Here is a 15,227-nt window from a genome sequence, read left to right as displayed (position 1 = left end):
CCGACATCGACCTGGTATTAGGCCGGAATGCTGTTTAACCATCCATTTTTCCGAACCTGATCCTGAATTCTGTTCCCCCGTTTCTCCCAATCTCGATTTCCCCTTCTATCTGGTTCACCAGGGTGTTTACAAGCTGTAAGCCGAGGGTATCCAGGTTATCGAAATCGATGTTTTCCGGAAGGCCTGAACCGTTATCCGAGATGAGAAGCGTGAACCGGGAATTTTTGCAGCTTTCGGGATTTTCTTCAAGATTTTCTGCAGGATTTTCCGTTTTGTAGAGTTTGATCCGGATTTCCCCTTTTCTTCCATCGGGAAATGCGTGTTTAAGGGAATTGGATATAATTTCGTTAATGATGATTCCCAGCGGGATTGCGGTGTCCATATACAGGTAAACACCTTCCTCTAAATCCATTTGAAGGCTGATTTCAGCGCTTTCCAGTTTATAGGAGCGGAAGAGTTCTACCGTAAGTTTCTGAATGTATGCCGTGAAATCAAAGGTTTCCACGTCTCCGGACCTGTACAGTTCCTCGTGAATCATGGACATGGAAATTATCCGGTTCTGGCTTTCGCGGAAGGCTTCGACAACTTCCCGGCTGGTGAATTTTTCGGCTTCAAGGTCCAGAAGGGAGGAGATAACCTGCAGGTTGTTTTTGATGCGGTGGTGGATTTCTTTTTTACGGGTTTCTTCGGCTCGCTTTACGGTTTCCTCTGCGAGCTTTTTATCGGTGATGTCATGAATAAACCCCTGGAATAGCCAGGTTTCTCCCTCAGAATCACGAATATTCTGGATTACTTCATGGACCCACTTCTTCATTCCGTCCCTGCGCAGGACCCTGTATTCATGCTCTATTACTTTTTTGGGGTACTCTATCAGTTCTTTCTGGTTCGCAAGGAATTGACTCCTGTCTTCAGGATCAACGAGGTCAAGACACTTGATTTTTCCGCAAAGAATTTCTTCCGGGGAGTAGCTGAGAATTTCCTTCACAGCTCCTTGCATCATCACAGGAATAAAGTTCCGGTCAAGCTGGAAACCGATCCCCTTAAAGTTTTGCATATACGTGCGGAGGCGTTCTTCACTTTTTTCCAGTTTTTCCCGGCTTTGCTTCTTTTCCGTAATGTCTTTCATCACGCCGAGAGCCCGGTATACTTTTCCTTTTTCATCTTTCAGGAATATCGAACTGTTTTCCACGTACATATAGCTGCCATTTTTTTTCCTGGCCCAGAATTCCTGGTAGAATTTCTCCCCGGTCTTCAGGGAATGTTCCAGGGCGCTCCATACTTTATCTATTTCTTCGGGATGGATAAGGTTTCTGAGGGCAGGCAGGTCGACTTTGCTTAATTCTCCGGGGGCGAAGCCGGTAATTTCCTCGATTGCTCCTGCCCATTCAATTTTATCTGTCTTCGTATCAATGTCAAAGATCAATTGCCCTGTCTGTTTGGCGACGTAGAGGAACTTTTCTTCGATTCTCTCCAGTTTTTGCCTGGAAAGTACTTTTTCCGTTATATCCTTTAATACTCCAAGCGCCCTGTAAGGGCGTCCCCCTTCGTCTTTTTGAAAAATTACATTTGTTTCCAGATTAACATAGCTCCCGTTTTTCCTGCGCAACCTGTATTCTTCATCGATTACCTCCCCTGTTTCAAGGGAAGAATCTATAATCCGACTGACCCGTTCTCTATCTTCGGGATGCAAAAGCTCTTTGAAGGCGTCCAGGTCGATTTGCTTGAATTCTTCCGCGTCGCACCCTGTAAGGTCCTTTATTGCTCCTGCCCACTCAATCTCCATTTTTTCAATATCGGCATCAAAGAACATTCTACCGGTCTTTTCAGCAAAAAACCGGTAATTTTCTTCCCTTTTCAGGCTTTGTGCAAGACTATTGTCGGAGAATGGCAGTTTTTCTCCCTCAGGAAGTTCGGGATACTGGGATTTTAAAAAGAGTTCCATTTCTACTTCATCCATACTGTCAAACTTCCTCCTGCTTCACACTTTATAAGTTTTTTATAGTTTAAATAATCTTTCGAAGTGGTTTCCGACTCAATTCCAGTTTCCTCATCAAGACCGGTTCGGATGTTCAAGAATTACTTTTTCATCCTATCCAAACCGGAAAATTGTCCCGAAACTATGTTTCTTATTAACTTTCATGGTAAAGGATTCTCAAATAAACATATAGAACCATAAATATATTATTTTAAATTTTACTACTTTCAAATTTGAGTTCCTCCCTGACCTGGGATTATCTTTATTAGATAAATTGCCTAAAAACCTCCCATCAAACCATGAAACACAAAAACAAAAGTGGAACCGAAAATCCCCCTAAATGGGATCCTCCGGCACCTGCAACTGTTTACATCAAAATCAAGGACATCCCCTACGAGACCTTCAAGACCCGGTTGAACCAGGGCCTCGTGACCACCGAACTTGACCAGATCCGCTACCGGCTGGAAAGGCGCGTTTACTGCTGCGGGACCTGTTCGAAATACGTGGACGGGTACTGTGTCGTTACAAGCAGGAGTCCGGAACCTGGCGGCATCTGCAAGGCTTTCGTGCCGAAACCGGAGTTTGTCTACACCGATGTCCGGCCAGCCTTCGGCAAGGATGGGGAAGATACGGGATTCAAATACCTCGCGGAAGGCGGCGGTCAAAGGGATACCGGGAAGGCCGGGGAGGCCGGAGCAGAGGGCTGTAAAAGTCCCGAAGCCCTGTATGAAGAGGGGGTGACACTTTACAAGCAGGGCCGGCTAAAAATGGCGCTGGGAGCGTTCGACAGGGTGCTTGCCGGAAAACCGGGGCATTTCGGGACCTTGTTTTATAAAGGGGTTGCCCTGCTGAAGCTCAAACGCTATGAAGAAGCCCTGACGACTTTCGAGACAGCCCTGAAACTCAACCCTGACCACGCCGCAACCTGGGCAAATAAGGGAGCCGTACTCGTAAAACTTGAACGTTTTCAGGCGGCACTCGAAGCGTTCGAAAAATCCCTTAACCTGAACCCGGTCCAGAAAAATGCCTGGAATGGGAAAGATGCCATGCTGGTGCAGATCCGACGCTCCAGAAAAGCCCTTGAAACATACGAACAGGCCCTGGAAGCAAATCCCGAAAGCACCACAGCCCTGTTTGAAAAGGGAAAGCTCAATTTGAAGCTCGGGGAGCAGGAAAAAGCCAGGGAAGCTTTTGAAAATGCTCTCAAAAGAACACCTGACAACGCTGAAGCCTGGTACCTGAGAGGTAAAGTCCTGTTTGAAATGGGGAGCGGGAAAGAAGCCCTTCATGCTTTTGAAAAGGCAACCCGGTTGAAACCCGGTTACGCCGCAGCCTGGTATGAGAAAGGCTGTGTTTTTCTGGACCTTGGGAATGGCCGGGGGGCGGAAAATGCGTTCAAAATCTCAGCGGATTTGTGGGAAAGCGCCAGGGAACCGGAAAAGGCGGGAAAAGCCCGCGATAAAATTCGAAAAATAAAGCAGGATAGATAAAATGTGAAGTGGGAGTTTTTCCCGGTTTCATAGGTAGGCGTTTGTCACATAACGCCTCATCATCCTGTGACTGTTGAAGTAGTAGGCTATCATGCCTATGGAATTGTTGATGAGCTTGAACCACTCGTCTTTCCTGTCGTAGTACATGGGGACGATGATGTAGTAGAGCTTGTTGTAGAGGTCGTTGATTTCACAGGCCATGCACTCTTCATCGGAGAATTCTTCATCGGGTTCCGGGCCTATGGCCCAGCCGGTTACGCCTTCGATCCAGCCTTCGATCCACCAGCCGTCAAGCACGCTGAAGTTTACGACTCCGTTGTGGGCGGCTTTCATGCCGCTGGTGCCCGAGGCTTCGTAAGGGCGCTGTGGGGTGTTCAGCCAGAGGTCGACGCCCGAGACCAATTTTGCTGCCATTTCCATGTCGTAGTTTTCCAGGAAGACAATCTTCATTTCACCTTTCAGTTCCTCGATGTACCTGAAGATTTCCCGGATCAGTCCTTTTCCGGCTTCGTCTCTGGGGTGGGCCTGGCCTGCAAAAACCAGCTGCATCCTACCCATATTGTTCACTTTCCTGAGCCGCTCAAGGTCGGAGAAAATGAGGGTCGGACGTTTGTATTCGGTCATGCGCCGGGCAAAGCCTATGGTCAGGGTCTCGTAGTCCATCCCAACGCCGGTTTCCCTGTTTACCTCATCGATCAGGGCTCTCTTGGCGCTTCTGTGTGCAGCCCAGATCTCGTCGTCCGGGATTCCCCCTACCCTGACCAGGAGTTCGGGCTCGTTTGCCCAGCCCGGGAGGTAGCGGTCGTAGAGTTCCCTGAAATAGGGGGAAGTCCAGGTGTAGGAATGGACTCCGTTTGTGATTGACTGGATCTTGTACCCGGGGAAGAGTTCCTGTGAAATAAGGCTGTGTCGTTTCGTGACGCCGTTAATGTAGTTGGAGAGGTTCAGGGCAAGGAGGCTCATGTTCAGCCTGTCCTCCCCTCCGAATTTCCTGAGGACTTCGAGGTCTTTCCTATCTGTTATCAGCTCTTCTACAAGTCCATAGTCAAACTTATCGTGTCCGGCTTCTACAGGGGTGTGGGTGGTAAAGATGCAGCTTTCCTTTACATCCGTAACTTTCAGCCCGTTTCTCTTGAGGAGTTCCAGGGCAAGAAGGCTTGAATGGCCTTCGTTCATGTGGTACTTCCGGATTTTGAAGTTGAGGGCTTCGAGCATCCTGACCCCTCCTATCCCGAGCACTATTTCCTGTTTGAGCCGGTAGCGCTGGTCGCCTCCGTAAAGGTAATCGGTTATGCCTCTATCTTCTTCGGAGTTCCCTTCAACGTTCGTGTCCAGGAAAAGGATAGGGACACAGCCGCCTGTCAGGCTTTTGCAGTTGTAGAGCCAGGCCCTGACCTTTACATCTTTTCCCCGGATGTTCACGCTTACTTCCGGGGGAAGCAGGGTCATAAAATGGGCCGGGACCCATTCCTCTTTTTGTTCGTGCTGACTGCCCGAGTCTTCAAGCACCTGTTTGAAGTAGCCTTTGTTGCAAACCAGGGTTACGGCTACAAGGGGAACTTTCAGGTCCGCGGCTGAACGGATGGTATCCCCGGCAAGGATACCCAGGCCTCCGGCATAGGTCGGAATCTCATTCGAAAGTCCGATTTCCATAGAAAAATAAGCAATATTCTGTCCCTTCAGTACTCCCTCTATGTCGTCCATACCGGACCAATCCCCCCTTTTGCATTACTTTTTTAATTCTTATTTTTACATCCTTTCCAGATGCCTTTTTCCCTTCTACACTTTTCGCTTACTGCAGGCCGGTCTATTAAATGAGATCTATCTGTTAATATATCAAATTGACCTCTTAAGATAGTTCTTTTTGGGCTTTATGAATTTGTATCCCCGTTAACAGGGTAAAAGAAGGGAAAAATGGAATGTTCTAAAAAGGAAAAGCAAAATAGAAAAAAATGTTCCCCGGAATTTAAGTATTTTGAACGGGGGTTATCTTCGGAGAAGGTGTTTTTCTTACATTTTGTTGACTGATAGTTATTTTTTCCAGATCTTTCCAGAGGCCGGCTGGCATAAAAACTTCCTTTCAAACTTGAAGTCGGTTTTTTATGAAGTTACTGATTTCACATAGAAAGGCTTATTTACTGATTGTTTTTTAATTATTGTTTAAATATATACTGTCAATATAATATACAGGTGGAAAGAAATGCCGGGAAGCATTGTATCTCTCCCCCCTGAAGATCCTGATGAAAGTGTAAACTGTCATTTAGAAAACGTAAAGTCACTAAAGGAAAAGGCAGTAAAGGATAAAGATTACACGGTAAGGCGTGAAGCGGTCCTCAAGCTTGCGGACAAATACAGGAATGACGCCGAAGTCTTCGAGATAGTCAGAGAGAGAGCGATTAAGGACAGCAACTATACGGTTAGAAAAATCTCCCTTCGGGAACTGGCAAGGCTCTGGAACGAAAAACCGGGCATTCTGGCGCTGGTCCGGGGGCGGGCTATCGAAGATGTTAACTATGAGGTCCGGAGGGCCGCTGTAAGGGAACTTGCAGCTCACTGGGGGGACATGCCGGGAACCCCTGACCTTCTCCGGGACTGGGCGGCAAACGCGGAAGACAAATTTGTCCGGAGTGCGGCCATTCAGGAGCTTTCCAGGCGCTGGGGGAGTAGCTGCTGTACCTTTGACTTTGTGAAGGAAATGGCGCTGAAGGATAAGGATTCTTTTGTCAGGACCGTCGTAGTCCAGAGCCTGGGGAAGTACTGGAAAGAAACTCCTGAGACTTTTCCACTTCTCAGGGAAAAGGCGCTTTCGGATGAACATTATTCGGTCCGGAGTGCGGCTGTCCAGGAACTTGCGGAAGGCTGGCATGATGAGGAAAATGCTCTTCGCCTTATAAGGGAGGGGGCAGTAGCAGATGAGCATTATTCGGTCAGGGGAGCTGCAATAAAAGAACTTGCAGAAGGATGGTCGGACAAACCCGAAACGCTGGAACTCCTCAGGGAAAGGTGCCTGAGTGATGAAGATAATATGGTTCGGGGAATCGCTCTCCACATGCTTGCTTCTTTATGGTCCGGGGAACCGGGAGTTTTTGACCTTATACTGGAAAAAGCCGTGAAAGACAGTCATTATTCTGTCAGGAAATGTGCTGTCGAAGAGCTTGCAAGAAACTGGCCTGAAAGGCCTGAAACCCTGAAGACGATCTGGGACAGGCTACTCAATGATAATGACAATTTTGTAAGGATCGTAGCAGTCCAGGAACTGGCAAATGGCTGGAATGAAGATCCTGAGACTCTTCCGCTGGTCAAGAAGGTAGCTCTCAGGGAAAAAGACGAGTTTGTGAGGGAGGCGGCGATAAGGGAGTTAATAGACGGCTGGCAGAGCGAGGATATAAATGAATTCTTAAAGAAGTTTAGCAGCCAGCCCGCTCGTTAAGCTCTTTTTTCTCTTTAAATTACCTATATTTTAGGGACAGTCTTGCCTTTATATATTTTTCCCTCTATTTTTATTTTCCTTGACTGGAGGCATTATCTTCTTTTTTCAGTTTTTGAGGAGCTGCATTCTGAAAATGTGGGAAAATCAAATCAAAAGCTATTTAACCTATCATGCAATCTTTCTCATTTAGAGCAAAAAATCTAAATAGGTGAAAATTCTCATATTTCCTGCTAAAACCCCGTGCAAAAGTGGAGAACAAAATGGCTAAAATGGCTTCGAATTCAAGTAAAAATGGAAATCACAAAAGGTTAAAGGCCTCCAATTATATGAATGAGCAGGCGCTTTGCAGTGCCCTGGAAATGGCAAAGGAGCTTGTTTCGGTTATAAATAAGGTGCCTGTGACTGTTTTCCTCTGGAGGGCCGAAAAATACTGGCCCGCCGAATTCGTATCAGAAAACATCAAGCAGTTCGGATACACAATCGAAGAGTTTACCTCAGGAAAACTCATGTATGGGAACATTGTGCACCCGGATGATCTGGAAAGGGTCGAAAGGGAACTTTCCAGGAGGATTGAGGAAGAATACGTGGACTTTACCCATGAATACAGGATCCTTACAAAGTCCGGGGAAGTGCGCTGGGTTGAAGAGAGAACCTTTATCGAAGCCGATGAGAACGGGGTTGTAAAGTACCTGAAAGGCATAGTCCTGGATATAACCGAACGCAAACGGAAAGAAAAACTACTTTACATCCAGCGGGACCTCGGGATAGCCCTCAGCACCTCGGAAGACCTTCATGAAACCCTGGAACTACTTCTGGATTCCTGTCTCACGATCGATGAAATCGATTCAGGCGGCATATACCTGATCGATGAAGAGACAGGCGACATGTCCCTTGAAATTTACCGCGGGTTTTCTCCAACCTTTATCGAGCATGGTTCTCACTACAGTGCCAGTTCTCCCAACGCCAAGCTTGTGATGATAGGGCAGCCCGTTTACAAACAGCATATAGACCTTCTGCTTACCTCCAGGGACGATGCACTCAGAAGGGAAAACCTGAGGGCAACGGCAATCATTCCTGTTAAGCACGGAAAAAAGGTCATCGCTGCCTTTTACCTCGCTTCCCAGCTGGAATATGAACTCTCCGACAGCGTACGCACCGTCATCGAGACAATTGCTACCCAGTTCGGAGTCTTTATCTCCCGAATAAGGCTTGAGGAAAAATTAAAAGAGTGTGTAAAAAAGCGAAACGGGGACTAAAGGGCCTTAAAGGTTCTCGAAATAAATTATTCTTTTTCATTCTGAATACTTGAATAAACCTTCGGCTCTTTTCCCGCTATTTTTTCTGTTCTTGTTCGGGTATGTAGCTTATTTGAGGTTTTTGGCTTGTACCAGCTTATCTTAGCTCAGGCGGCTTTCACCTGAAACTTGGAAGGATAAGGGTCGTACCGCTTCCGGTTATTGCTTTTGCTCCGGCACTTTCATCCAGGCTGGCCGTAACTTTCAGGGGTGCTTCTTTGCAGAAGCAGTTTTTCAGGTCAAATTTTACGATCATTTCATGACTGTCGAACACCATTACCAGGTCAGTGTACCCGTCAGTGGAAATGTCCTCGTATTCAAAAGCAAGCGGCTTAATGGATTCTTCTGTCTTTTCACAGCCCAGAGCAACCGATTCGGTCTGTATCTGCGTAACATCAAGTTCGTCTGACCCCAGGACTGCGATCTTTACATCCCCCAATTCCATCGTTTTCAGGCAGTTGACATTCCTGTCCGGATTAACCATGACCTCCACATCCAGGGCTGTTTCCTGCTCCTGGTAGTCTCCCTGATCCGGGCTTTCCGATGCTGCGCTTCCTGCAGGATATGCTGCTATCGACATCATTACAAGCACTGATATGAAAATGCGGATTTTCCGGTTTAAAGATGCCTTTTGCGCTTCGGCGTTCATCGATAATCTCCCCCTATTTCAAGACAATGATTTCGAGGTATATATATCTATAAGAAATTATAATATGCACCTTATATTTTTTAAGAGGTGTGTGAAAGCCCCAAAAAGGGATGAATAATAATGAATGTGAATTTTTTATAGGTAAAATTTATAAATTTGATTTATCTACACTATATGGGAACATTTGTGTGGGAAACATTTGTGGTCCGGAAACCTTTGCTGAAGAAATTCAGTTGAAAAGGCTTTATAGGAGAGATTTTAATGAATGGAATTAATGAATGTAATTCTTGAATTCAACTAATGAATTTATTGAAGTATACAGTTGGGGGAACAATGAAAGAAGAGCTCAAGCAGAAGATTAGCGAATACCTTGCAACTCATTTTTACCTGAACCTTGCGACCGTGAGCCCGGAAGGCAGGCCCATGGCCCACACCATGGCCTACGTATCCGAAGATACGACCGTATACCTGGCAACAAACCGAAGCACCCGGAAAGTCCGGAACATCATGCATAACCAGGCTGTGGCTTTTACCGTTGACGAAGACGATCCGGACTGGTTTGACATGCAGGCCCTTCAGGTGGAAGGCTTTGCCTATATAGTGGAAGATGAAGGGGAAATGCGGAGGATCGGGGAAATAATGGTGGGAAAGTTTCCTATCATTGCGGATATGCCCCCGAACCCTGACACGATACTCATAAAGATTGTTCCTGATATTGTCTATTACCTGGATTACAGTGTGGAATTCGGGCACAGAGAAACGGCAACTTTCTGAAAAGTGTCAGGGTAATTCGGATATCTAATTAGAAGAAGCATAAAGTTCTGATTTACAGGTATTTCTTGAGAATCAGGTATTTCTTGAGAACTAAGCCGGTTTTTTCCGGTTTTCTTTTTTGAAGAAAAATTCCTTAAAGGAAACCTGAGACCAAAAATGTAGAAAAAGGAAATGTAGAAAAAGGGAAATGCAGAAAAAATAAAAACGTATTTTATCTCTTCTACTTTCACTCCGGCGGGATCAGAACTGCATCGATTACGTGGATGACACCGTTGCTTGTTTCAATATCTGTGGTGATGATGGTCGCATCATTTACCGTAACCGTATCATCCATTACGGTTACCGTGAGGTCCTCACCCTGCAGGGTTTCAATGGACGTCATTTCAACAACGTCAGCTGCCATGAGTTCTCCATCAGCCACATGGTAGAGAAGAACATCTGTCAGGGCGTCCTTGTCATCGAGGAGTCCATCAAGCGTGCCTGGTGGAAGGGCGTCAAAAGCCTCATCTGTAGGGGCAAAGACTGTGAATGGTCCTTCTCCGCTCAGGGTTTCTTCGAGCTCAGCAGTCTGAATTGCTGTAATCAGGGTGTCAAATTGACCCGATTCCACGGCAGTTTGCACTATATTCATTCTCTCTTCTGCTTCCTGTGCTTCTTGTCCAGCCTCAATTGCTTCTTGCGTTGCTTCCTGTGCTTCCTCTATTTCTCCTTCTGCTTCCTCAGCTGTCTCCTGTGCTTCTTCTTCTGCTTCCTCAGCCGTTTCCTGTGCTTCTTCAGCTGTTTCCTGTGCTACCTCTTCCGGGGTTTCTTCCGCACAACCGGAAACGAACAGCATAGCTGCAATTAGAAGGACAGCAAAAAGTCCTATTTTCTTAATAAATCTCCCCCCTGTTTGAATTACCTAAGTACTCTTAACACATACATATGAATCAATATTCTGTATGAATCCATATACTATGTGATATACTTTTCATACACTATATATTCTATTTTTTATATAACCTTATCTGTGATTTGGCGAATTAGGGGCTTTTCAGACCTTTATTCCTGAAAATAGGTCAGAAACTCTCTTATCATTAATTTTCAGTGCTTTAAGGGACTTTATGGCATTGGGAGGTATGGTTGCAATCGAATTGGCTTTTATCCGGATTAGGATAGCTAATCCTGCTTCCCATTTTTTATTCTTCGAAGAAATGATACTATAAGAAGCCCTAAAACTAAATTTTGAAGAAAATTCCCGGATAATTTTAAAGTCAATCCCTTAAAACTCCTTAAAAGAAACGTTAAACTAAGCATTAAAATCTTTAAACATAAGTGAGCTTATGCCAAAATTTACTAAAATGCTTTAAAACGGTAAAAAAAGCTTAAAAATACTTATTTAGCCAAAAAATTACATATAATGATTTTAAATTAGTACTCCTCAAAATGCCTATTAGAAGTATTAATCATAAATACTTAATTTATGTTATATATGAATTATAAATTAACATTTAATATGATTTTTTAGTTTATAATGCACAAAAATCTAATTTTTTGCTATGTTTGAAATCCCGATTTGCCCTTATTTTACCTATTAAACGATTAATACTACATATAATTGCCATTATACCTTTATTTATGCTTATCATTGCTTAAAATGTGTTTTAAACAAATTTTTTCGGCAAATAATTTTTATTAGCCAATATTATTGGAAAATAAGAAATTCTGTGGAAAATGGTATAAGCTCAAGTCTTAAAATAAAAAAGGAAAAAATAAAAATATCAAATAAATTTACCTTTTCTTTTATTTTTCACTCCGGTGGGATCAGTACCTCATCTATTGGGTAGATAAATCCATTGCTGGTTTCAATTCTGTCCCCTATAATGTTTGCGTCACCTACCGTTATCGGGTCGCTGGTGGGATCAACTGGAAGTTCCTCGCCCTGCATGGTTTCAACGGATTCGATTTCAGTGACATCAAATTCCCCCTCAGCCACATGGTAGAGAAGAACATCTGTCAGGGCATCCTCGTCCTCAAGGAGATCATCAAGCGTGCCTGGTGGAAGGTCGTCGAAAGCATCGTCTGTCGGTGCAAAGATTGTAAACGGTCCTTCCCCACTCAGGGCCTCTTCAAGACCCGCAGTCTGAACTGCTGTGACCAGTGTGTCAAAATCATCTGATGACGCGGCAGTTTCCACGATGTTCATTTCTTCTTCATCTTCGGCCATTTCATCTTCGGCCATTTCATCTTCGGCCATTTCATCTTCGGCCATTTCATCTTCGGCCATTTCATCTTCGGTTATATTTTCTTCTCCAGCCATTCCTTCTGCGGCTTGTTCAGCCATTTCTTCTTCAACTACTGCTTCTTCCTCTTCCGGCATCTCTTCTTCCGGCATCTCTTCTTCAGCCATCTCCTCTTCTTCAGCTATCTCCTCTTCTTCGATCATCTCTTCTTCTTCGACCATCTCTTCTTCGGTGCCTTCATCTACCGGTTCTTCAACTTCTTCTTCCGGCTGCTCCTCTGCACAGCCGGAAGCGAATAGCATAGCTGCAATTAGGAGTACAGCAAAAAGTCTGATTTTCTTTATGACTCTCCCCCCTTTTTATACACAGAAATTAACTTGCACATATATATGGACTCATCTGTATGAATTCATATATTATGTGATATATTTTCACACTTAATATATTCCATTTTTTATATAATATTATCTATTTATAGAGCCTTTTTGGGCAAATTTCGGGCTTTTAGTACCTTTATTCCTGAAAATAGATCAGAAACTTGGTTTAGACCTTTTTTCCAGGATCTCAAGGAGTTCTTCGGCATTGATGAGCATAATTTCGGTTGCGGCACTTGAAAGCTCTTCGGTACACCTGGCTTTTGAAAATACCTGGCGCTCGGAAAGGTCTTTCCAGAGAGGGGGTAGCATGTCAATGGAATTCACCATGCCTGCTATCGAATCTGCTGCTGCGTACAGGATTCTGTTTATGCCCGAAGAAATAAGGCGGATAAGGCACATGGGGCATGATTCCAGGGAGGTGTAGAGCGTGTAGCCTTCAAGGGTGGTGATTTCAGGGTGCTCTTTTTCAAACTGGTTTACGACTACCATCTCCCCGTGCAGGTCACTCCTGAAGTACGGGGAATATACAAGGTTGTGCCCCAGGGCAATGACTTTTCCTTCCTCATCGACCAGAATGCTTCCTACACCGTAGTTTCCCGAGTCCACGGACTTTAAAGCCAGCACGTCCGTCAGCCAGACATAGGGGTCGTCCTGATATTCCGGCTGAAAGCCGTACTCGGCCAGCCAGCGCTTCCAGTTCATAACCTTTTCGTTTCTCGAGTCGATTTTTCCCAGCAGTTTGGACCCAAGTTCCCTGATTTCCTGAATGTCCACTTTTATTCCCCCATTTTAAAAATAAATCTTCTTTAAGCTTTTTAATGTACTTAGGGTCATTACAGTACACAAATAAAACATTTGGTACAGAATTCTAATGCTTAAATATATAAATTTGTACTGCACACCATCATTCGGTGAATATTATGGTACAGTTAACTGAAGCTATAAAAACCGCATTTTCAAAGGTAAAGATCTTTCCTGTAGCTACCGCTTCCAAAGAGGGGGTTCCAAACGTCGTACCTATAGGCTTCTGTCAGCTCGTGGATGACGAAACCATCTGGATTGCAGACAACTTCATGGTCAAGTCCCTGGCAAACCTTGAGGCAAACCCCAATGTCGCAATCTATGTCTGGGGTCCCGAGACCGGAGGCTGCTTCCAGATAAAGGGTGAAGCCGCAATAATCAACTCGGGCGATAAGTTTGAAAAGATGAGGGAGATCGTACATTCCGCAAAGCCCGGGCTTCCTGCAAAGAACCTGATCGAAGTTAAGATCACAGGCGTCTTCCAGTGCGCCCCGGGCCCTGAAGCCGGGAAGAAACTGCTCTGATCGGGTTTCCCGACAGAAATCAGCTTTCGTGGGGAGTTTGCAGCTTCCCACTGAAAAACGACCCGTAACAGCCTTAAGTGACCTTAAATAACTTTAATCAAGCAACCAGAAAATTGGGAGACGCCGGAAACAACCGGAAAACAGTCTCGAAGTTTCTGGAAATTCAGAGGTGATGTGATATGGGAGAAAATAAGGAGAAACCTCCTGTTTTTTGCGAGAATTACTGCGTAGTCTGCAGGGGGGCAAGGGCTGGCAACAGCGTATGCAAGTCAATCCAGAATCTGGAGTTGAAAATCTTCGGGAAAAATGGCTGCATCTGGGGGGCTGCAAGGACCAGGTATTATGGAGTAACCCCGGATCAGAAGATTCCTGAAAATTTCAAAAAATGAATGAAAATAGATCAGGGCAAAACAAGACAGGGAGACATAAGACAGGTTTAATCTGTCTACTTTTTATCTATCTGTAATTTAGTTAGCCAGCAGCTTTGGTTAGCCAACATTTTCAGTTAGCCAACAGCTTGTCGATTCATGGTTTAGTTAACCCGTGGTTTAATTAGCCTCAGTTTAGTTGACCCCATGGCTTAACCAGCCCATGTTTATCTGTCCGCAATTTAATATTTATAGCGTTTATTTTCCATAACCGTTTCCCGTTAATTTCTGTAGTCCCCTTTGCCTGATTTAGCAGTCGACTAATGTGAGGGTTTGAATGTGAGGGTTTGAAGTTCATAACCCTGAGTATATTAAAATGCAGATGTCCATGGAATTCAGGATATAATTCTACAAAACAGCTCCATATGAGGCTTTCTTGATGGCGGTAATGAGCATTCTATCGTGCAAAATCCTGGAGGATGAAATCCTCTGGATCCTGGAAAATGATCCTTCAATTGACGAGATAATAGTTGTTGAAAACGAAAACTCCGGGGAGATCCTGGATAAAATGGAAAAATGCGGCTGTACGCATAAGGTCTTTTCCCTGGATGAAATTTCGGAAATTTCTCAAAATGATGGAAACGAATCGGAAAATTACACTGTGCTGGTCTGCCTGCTTGAGCTGGGCCTGCACGAGTGGCCTGAAAAGTTGAAAAACAAAGTTTATGAGACCGTAGAGATGCTTGCCCCCTGTTCTTCCGGGATCCTGCTCTTCTACGGGCTTTGCGGAAACGTGCTTGGGTATGTGGAAAAGGACTTTGCTTCCCGCCTGCCGGACTGTCCTGTCAGGATCCTGAAGGATAATTCCTGTAAAGTCGTTGACGACTGTATCGGGGCTACCCTGGGAGGCTCCGAGCAGTACCTGAAAGTACTCAAAAGTGTAAGTGATGTGGGAACTTACCTTTTTACGCCCATGTTCTCCATAGCCTGGAATGAGTTTGTACATCTGGATAAGCTGCACAAAGACCCCGAAAAAGCCCTTAAGATGATGAAGAAAACCCATGAAATAACAGGGTATGGGAGGGTAGCGAAGCTCAATACAGGGCTTTCATATACCGAAAACTTTGATGACAATATCAGGGAATTTGCGGATACCTTCGGCTTTGAAGTAATGGAACTCGAAGGAAACCAGGAAATATTTGATAAATGTTACCGGGAACTTAGAACAGAAATCTGTGATTGAATTCCAGGAACGAGAACCCATTTGCGCTTATATCCCCCTGGCTAAATTTCCGGGAGCTTATGCCCGCTTTATAAATTAT

13 protein-coding genes are annotated in these 15,227 nt (G+C 44.8%); 7 read left to right on the top strand and 6 right to left on the bottom strand.

Going from position 1 to position 15,227, the window contains the following annotated elements; translation table 11 throughout:
• Nucleotides 1–34 precede the first annotated feature (34 nt).
• A complete protein-coding gene (locus MSMTP_RS09965; protein WP_082090576.1) occupies nt 35–1,957 on the bottom strand; it encodes a PAS domain-containing protein in 1,923 nt (640 codons plus the stop codon).
• Between the two features lie 317 nt (nt 1,958–2,274).
• Between MSMTP_RS09965 and MSMTP_RS09960 the strand changes: the two genes are divergently transcribed.
• A complete protein-coding gene (locus MSMTP_RS09960) occupies nt 2,275–3,465 on the top strand; it encodes a tetratricopeptide repeat protein (RefSeq protein ID WP_048178913.1) in 1,191 nt (396 codons plus the stop codon).
• A 27-nt stretch (nt 3,466–3,492) separates the two neighbouring features.
• On the opposite strand, the gene glgP is transcribed toward MSMTP_RS09960, so the two are convergent.
• Nucleotides 3,493–5,169, bottom strand: coding sequence for an alpha-glucan family phosphorylase (glgP, locus tag MSMTP_RS09955; RefSeq protein ID WP_048178911.1), 1,677 nt, complete (start codon nt 5,167–5,169; stop codon nt 3,493–3,495).
• Nucleotides 5,170–5,665: 496 nt separating this feature from the next.
• On the opposite strand from glgP, the gene MSMTP_RS09950 reads away from it, so the two are divergent.
• Together MSMTP_RS09950 and MSMTP_RS09945 are read left to right on the top strand one after the other, a co-directional pair.
• Nucleotides 5,666–6,895, top strand: a complete 1,230-nt coding sequence (locus tag MSMTP_RS09950) for a HEAT repeat domain-containing protein (protein ID WP_048178909.1) — start codon at nt 5,666–5,668, stop codon at nt 6,893–6,895.
• A gap of 260 nt (nt 6,896–7,155) precedes the next feature.
• Complete coding sequence (locus MSMTP_RS09945) at nt 7,156–8,151, top strand: GAF domain-containing protein (RefSeq protein WP_048178907.1); 996 nt, start codon at nt 7,156–7,158, stop codon at nt 8,149–8,151.
• Between the two features lie 157 nt (nt 8,152–8,308).
• Here MSMTP_RS09945 and MSMTP_RS09940 read toward each other — a convergent pair whose 3' ends face one another.
• Nucleotides 8,309–8,839, bottom strand: coding sequence for a hypothetical protein (locus MSMTP_RS09940; protein ID WP_048178905.1), 531 nt, complete (start codon nt 8,837–8,839; stop codon nt 8,309–8,311).
• Nucleotides 8,840–9,172: 333 nt separating this feature from the next.
• On the opposite strand from MSMTP_RS09940, the gene MSMTP_RS09935 reads away from it, so the two are divergent.
• Entirely contained in the window at nt 9,173–9,613 is a 441-nt protein-coding gene (locus tag MSMTP_RS09935; RefSeq protein WP_048178903.1) for a pyridoxamine 5'-phosphate oxidase family protein, read from the top strand.
• Nucleotides 9,614–9,839: 226 nt separating this feature from the next.
• Here MSMTP_RS09935 and MSMTP_RS09930 read toward each other — a convergent pair whose 3' ends face one another.
• The 3 genes from MSMTP_RS09930 to MSMTP_RS09920 form a co-directional block, all read right to left on the bottom strand.
• A complete protein-coding gene (locus tag MSMTP_RS09930) occupies nt 9,840–10,448 on the bottom strand; it encodes a fasciclin domain-containing protein (protein ID WP_197076063.1) in 609 nt (202 codons plus the stop codon).
• Nucleotides 10,449–11,402: 954 nt separating this feature from the next.
• The gene (locus MSMTP_RS19975) at nt 11,403–12,137 is read right to left on the bottom strand and encodes a fasciclin domain-containing protein (RefSeq protein ID WP_052718364.1); all 735 of its coding nucleotides are present in this window, start codon (nt 12,135–12,137) and stop codon (nt 11,403–11,405) included.
• A gap of 228 nt (nt 12,138–12,365) precedes the next feature.
• Nucleotides 12,366–12,986, bottom strand: a complete 621-nt coding sequence (locus MSMTP_RS09920) for a nucleoside deaminase (RefSeq protein WP_231582745.1) — start codon at nt 12,984–12,986, stop codon at nt 12,366–12,368.
• 146 nt (nt 12,987–13,132) lie between these two features.
• Here MSMTP_RS09920 and MSMTP_RS09915 point away from each other — a divergent pair, with 146 nt between their 5' ends.
• The 3 genes from MSMTP_RS09915 to MSMTP_RS09905 all read left to right on the top strand — a co-directional run bounded on the left by MSMTP_RS09915 (nt 13,133) and on the right by MSMTP_RS09905 (nt 15,148).
• On the top strand, nt 13,133–13,537 hold the full coding sequence (locus MSMTP_RS09915; RefSeq protein WP_048178901.1) for a pyridoxamine 5'-phosphate oxidase family protein: 405 nt from the start codon (nt 13,133–13,135) through the stop codon (nt 13,535–13,537).
• A gap of 179 nt (nt 13,538–13,716) precedes the next feature.
• Nucleotides 13,717–13,926 carry a hypothetical protein gene (locus tag MSMTP_RS09910; protein WP_048178900.1) on the top strand — a complete coding sequence of 70 codons (210 nt, stop codon included), beginning with the start codon at nt 13,717–13,719 and terminating at the stop codon, nt 13,924–13,926.
• A gap of 418 nt (nt 13,927–14,344) precedes the next feature.
• Nucleotides 14,345–15,148: a DUF1638 domain-containing protein gene (locus MSMTP_RS09905; RefSeq protein ID WP_048178897.1), complete on the top strand. Its 804-nt coding sequence runs from the start codon at nt 14,345–14,347 to the stop codon at nt 15,146–15,148.
• Nucleotides 15,149–15,227 lie beyond the last annotated feature (79 nt).

Source organism: Methanosarcina sp. MTP4 (genome assembly GCF_000970045.1).
In the GTDB taxonomy this organism is placed as follows: domain Archaea; phylum Halobacteriota; class Methanosarcinia; order Methanosarcinales; family Methanosarcinaceae; genus MTP4.
This window is presented reverse-complemented; position numbering and strand designations above follow the sequence as displayed.

Bases quoted from the DNA above. Each gene is read 5' to 3' on its own strand.
- MSMTP_RS09965 (WP_082090576.1), bottom strand. From the start codon at position 1,957: ATGGATGAAGTAGAAATGGAACTCTTTTTAAAATCCCAGTATCCCGAA.
- MSMTP_RS09960 (WP_048178913.1), top strand. From the start codon at position 2,275: ATGAAACACAAAAACAAAAGTGGAACCGAAAATCCCCCTAAATGGGAT.
- glgP (WP_048178911.1), bottom strand. From the start codon at position 5,169: ATGGACGACATAGAGGGAGTACTGAAGGGACAGAATATTGCTTATTTT.
- MSMTP_RS09950 (WP_048178909.1), top strand. From the start codon at position 5,666: ATGCCGGGAAGCATTGTATCTCTCCCCCCTGAAGATCCTGATGAAAGT.
- MSMTP_RS09945 (WP_048178907.1), top strand. From the start codon at position 7,156: ATGGCTAAAATGGCTTCGAATTCAAGTAAAAATGGAAATCACAAAAGG.
- MSMTP_RS09940 (WP_048178905.1), bottom strand. From the start codon at position 8,839: ATGAACGCCGAAGCGCAAAAGGCATCTTTAAACCGGAAAATCCGCATT.
- MSMTP_RS09935 (WP_048178903.1), top strand. From the start codon at position 9,173: ATGAAAGAAGAGCTCAAGCAGAAGATTAGCGAATACCTTGCAACTCAT.
- MSMTP_RS09930 (WP_197076063.1), bottom strand. From the start codon at position 10,448: ATGCTGTTCGTTTCCGGTTGTGCGGAAGAAACCCCGGAAGAGGTAGCA.
- MSMTP_RS19975 (WP_052718364.1), bottom strand. From the start codon at position 12,137: ATGCTATTCGCTTCCGGCTGTGCAGAGGAGCAGCCGGAAGAAGAAGTT.
- MSMTP_RS09915 (WP_048178901.1), top strand. From the start codon at position 13,133: ATGGTACAGTTAACTGAAGCTATAAAAACCGCATTTTCAAAGGTAAAG.
- MSMTP_RS09910 (WP_048178900.1), top strand. From the start codon at position 13,717: ATGGGAGAAAATAAGGAGAAACCTCCTGTTTTTTGCGAGAATTACTGC.
- MSMTP_RS09905 (WP_048178897.1), top strand. From the start codon at position 14,345: ATGGCGGTAATGAGCATTCTATCGTGCAAAATCCTGGAGGATGAAATC.